The organism is Microbacterium sp. LB12 (assembly GCF_037150835.1).
GTDB lineage: Bacteria > Actinomycetota > Actinomycetes > Actinomycetales > Microbacteriaceae > Microbacterium.
Genome location: NZ_JBBCPF010000027.1, coordinates 1 through 3,565 on the forward strand (window position 1 = coordinate 1; position 3,565 = coordinate 3,565).

Genomic DNA, 3,565 nt, shown 5'->3' on the forward strand with positions numbered 1-3,565 from the left:
CGCACGACCTGCTCAGGCGTGTGCCGCTTCCTCGTGTTCGTCATGATGAGACCAGTCTTCCTGCCCGCAGCAGCGAGCATCAAGACGACTCACACAACGACTGGACCTACATCACGGGGTCGGCCCACTACTACACCGCTTCGACATCATCGACAAGCATCGTGGTCTGATCTCGGGCGCGCTTCATTTCCGTCAGCTATCGATTCCGGGTCTGGAACTGAACCTCAGGCCAGTCGATACAGCCGACCAGGCACAAATGACGTACGAGATCCAGAAGGATCCGATCCACGCGCAGGACGGAACGGTCCTCACGACAATCCGGTGCGAGACCCATTCGATGCACCCGGATCCCGGCTATCGGGCGAAGGTTCAAGTGCAGTTCAGGCTGCACTGGGACGACGAACGCGGCGTCTTCCTCGATGCATTCCTGGGCGACCTGATCTCAAGGACCCGCCAGTGGCTTGACATCATCTACGGTGGACGAACCTACGCCCAAGCTCAGGCGATGGCGCGTGAGGATTCCGACGCCAACATTGTCTCGGGCTATCACGACGAAACCGGGAAACTCCATCTACTACGGTTCCAGATGCGTGAACCGGAGGGCATCGCGGCATCGGAACCGTGAGCGGCTGGCTCGACCCGATCTAGAGAACACATGATCGAGCGCCACGATGTTGCGCACGTGCGGGCTACCTGGCGAGCGCAAGTAGCGGTCGCTCGCCCCAGTTTCCGTCATTCCGCTGGGCAGCGACGAGACTCACTCGGGATTCGAAAGTCCGTCATTTCGCTCCCGTACTCCTTGCCTGGATGAGCCAAGACGCACTGTGGCGCCAACTATTGGACGCGCACGGGGCCTCGGTGCGAATCAGCACACTCCTTGTGCGGGAAGAGAGCGGTGCTTCATGAGACGTACTTGCGTTGACACCCGCAAGTGATCAAAAAAAGGAGGCGTGTCTTCCGCGAACTTGCTTGCGTTACAGGTAGTATTCGTTACATGAGTGACATCTCAAGCCTCAGTGACGCAGGTCTCAAGGACCTCGATCGCGCACTTCGGCATGAACGACTTCGACGGCGCAAAGCCTGGCGCACCTGCGAGCGCTGCAGCGAGGCCTTCCTCGGAAGAGGGGACGCTCGATTCTGTTCAGCGCGATGCCGAGTCGCGGCCCACCGCGCAGGGAAGGAGTGAGGGTTATGAATGATCGGTTGCGCGTCATCGCGTCTCGTCGGTACGGCACGCTATCGCCGCTCCGCTATCACGGCGGTAAGGCCGCGCTCGCAGGCCTCTTCGGCGACATCATCAGGTCGCTTGGGCTTGAAAACGCCCGCTACGTTGAACCGTACGCAGGTGGGGTCGGGGCCGGCATCGCCCTCCTTCGCGAGGGGATCGTTCGCGAGCTCGTCGTGAATGACATCGACCCAGCCGTCCATGCCTTCTGGAAATCCGTTGTCAATGACAATGCCCGACTGGTAGAGATGGTTGCATCAACAGATCTAAGCGTTGAGGAGTGGCGGCAGCAGCGAGAAATCTATCGAGCCCGAGATGAAAGCAATGCCCTTCGTCTTGGGTTTGCGTTCTTCTTCCTAAATCGAACAAACCGTTCGGGCATCTTGAACGCTGGTGTCATTGGCGGCCAGCGTCAAGACGGGAACTACAAGATTGATGCCAGATTCAACCGGGACACTCTGATCGAGCGACTTACTGCCATTGGCGATCTCGCGGATCAAATAATCGTGTCAGATCTTGATGGCAGGACCGTGATCCAACGATATGCCGGAGATGAACAAGCGTTTATGTACATTGATCCACCGTACGTGCAGGCCGGATCTCAGCTGTATCTCAATGCGTTCGATGGACGCGATCATACGGCCTTGTCTTCCGTCGTCAACTCCGTACAAAAGGCGCACTGGCTCATGACTTACGACACTGCTCCACTGATCGAAAAGCTGTATCGCGAGCACTTTCAGTGCCGACTCGAGCTCACCTACTCGGCGAGGTATCCCGGAAAGGCCGAAGAGTTGCTCGTTGCGTCGCGTGATGTCGCTACCGTGATCAAGGAGTTGCAGAGCCAGGCGGCATTTGGGGAAGCAGCAAGCGCCTGAGCAGTGGCCCAACGGCCTTCCAAGCTTGCCGCACATCGTCGGCGTTCACTGACGCGTCCGCGCTGTGTGCGATGAGGTTGAACCACTGAATAGAGCCGTGCTTGTGAGCGTTCCCTGTCTGAATCGCGTTGATCGTCGCTCGGAGCGACTTATCCTGGCCATAGGACTGAACGACTTGCTTAAACACCGCATTCAACTCGCCAGACACCGGCGTGGACGTTCCCTCGAAGTGCACCTTGATAGTGGATTCCAGAACAGAACGCATCAAGATGGCCGCGGCGATGGGCAAGTTCGACAGGCTGATCTTACGAAGCTCAAAGTAGCGAAGTTTGAGGTTTAGCGGTGCGTTTTCGTATCCCAGGCCTGAAAGATCGAGGACGCCTTTCGTATCAGGATGATTCGGGCCGCGGCCGCCAGGTGTGCCTGGGGAGCTAGGCGGTTGTGGTGTTCCAGGATTCACGCCACCGCCACCTCCTCCGGAGGTGCCCCCTCCGGAGGTGCCTCCGGTTGGAGGTGTTCCTGTTCCAGGCCCATAAGGTGGCGTAGTGGGCGGGGAGGCGGGCGGCGGAGTGGGAGACTGCGTGGTAGCGCCCCTGAGCCGGTCCAGGAAAGGCTGATGAGCAGGATCAGATTTCTTGAACTCAGCGGAGCGAGTATTCAAACGTCCAGCTCGAAATTCTCCAACCAAGTATTCCAAAGCCTTCAGGCTATTCTTCGACAACTTCGCGGACGCCTTTTCGGGCGGCAATGAGCGAGGAACTAGCATGCCTTCCTTGTCGAACTCGACGCCGATGATCGCGGCGATGTCTTTGTTGCGGTAGGCGTACTCAAACGCAGACATGGCCAACTCGTCACTGGCTGCGTACTGGCGCAAGCTCTGTTCCGCGAAGGGCGCGGCCGTGAGGAAGCGCCGCATCACTGCCATCTTCATGAAGCGAGCAATTTCGACATCGGGATACTGCGCTTTCACGTCCTCGACGGTTGTTTGCTCATCCACCAGTGAATAGTAGAAAGTTGCTTGTTGGTCTCGGCTCCAACGCTTCTTTGATATCCCCGTGTGCAGTCGTGCGACGTGTGGGGCAGCAGAAGCACGGTCGGGTGCAACGATGACGCGAATGCGTTCAGGAAGGTTTTCTGCCTCCAAGGCATAGCGCTTGAGAAGTGCCCGAACTTCTGCTTCGTGGCCAGGAACAATCGTGGGGTCCTGGAGAGCTTTCAATGCGCTGACACGTCGGTTGCCCTCGAGGACGATGTACGACGGGTTAGCGCTATCGTCGGACGCCACAACGATCGGCACCTCGTTGTCAAAGTATCCATCACGCAGGATAAGTCGTGCCGCACTGAGCCCCGATCCACCATGTCGGGTGCGGTTCGTGGGCGTGCCGTGAAGTGAAATGTCCTTCTGGTCTGGGAAAATGTTGATTGTCTAGAGCAACGTTTACCAGTCCGGAAGGACACCTCGTAA

The 3,565-nt window shown here is 58.0% G+C and carries 3 protein-coding genes; 2 read left to right on the forward strand and 1 reads right to left on the reverse strand.

Annotation, left to right across the window (positions count from 1 at the left end):
• Positions 1-256: 256 nt before the first annotated feature.
• Positions 257-625 carry a hypothetical protein gene (locus tag WFM69_RS19185; RefSeq protein ID WP_337007426.1) on the forward strand — a complete coding sequence of 123 codons (369 nt, stop codon included), beginning with the start codon at positions 257-259 and terminating at the stop codon, positions 623-625.
• Positions 626-1,191: 566 nt separating this feature from the next.
• Positions 1,192-2,100, forward strand: a complete 909-nt coding sequence (locus WFM69_RS19190; protein WP_337007428.1) for a DNA adenine methylase — start codon at positions 1,192-1,194, stop codon at positions 2,098-2,100.
• Here WFM69_RS19190 and WFM69_RS19195 read toward each other — a convergent pair.
• A complete protein-coding gene (locus tag WFM69_RS19195; RefSeq protein WP_337007430.1) occupies positions 2,051-3,397 on the reverse strand; it encodes a hypothetical protein in 1,347 nt (448 codons plus the stop codon). The genes WFM69_RS19190 and WFM69_RS19195 overlap by 50 nt on opposite strands.
• Positions 3,398-3,565: the final 168 nt, after the last annotated feature.

Excerpts from the sequence above, each read along its gene's own strand:
- WFM69_RS19185 (WP_337007426.1), top strand. The coding sequence starts at position 257 with ATGACGTACGAGATCCAGAAGGATCCGATCCACGCGCAGGACGGAACG.
- WFM69_RS19190 (WP_337007428.1), top strand. The coding sequence starts at position 1,192 with ATGAATGATCGGTTGCGCGTCATCGCGTCTCGTCGGTACGGCACGCTA.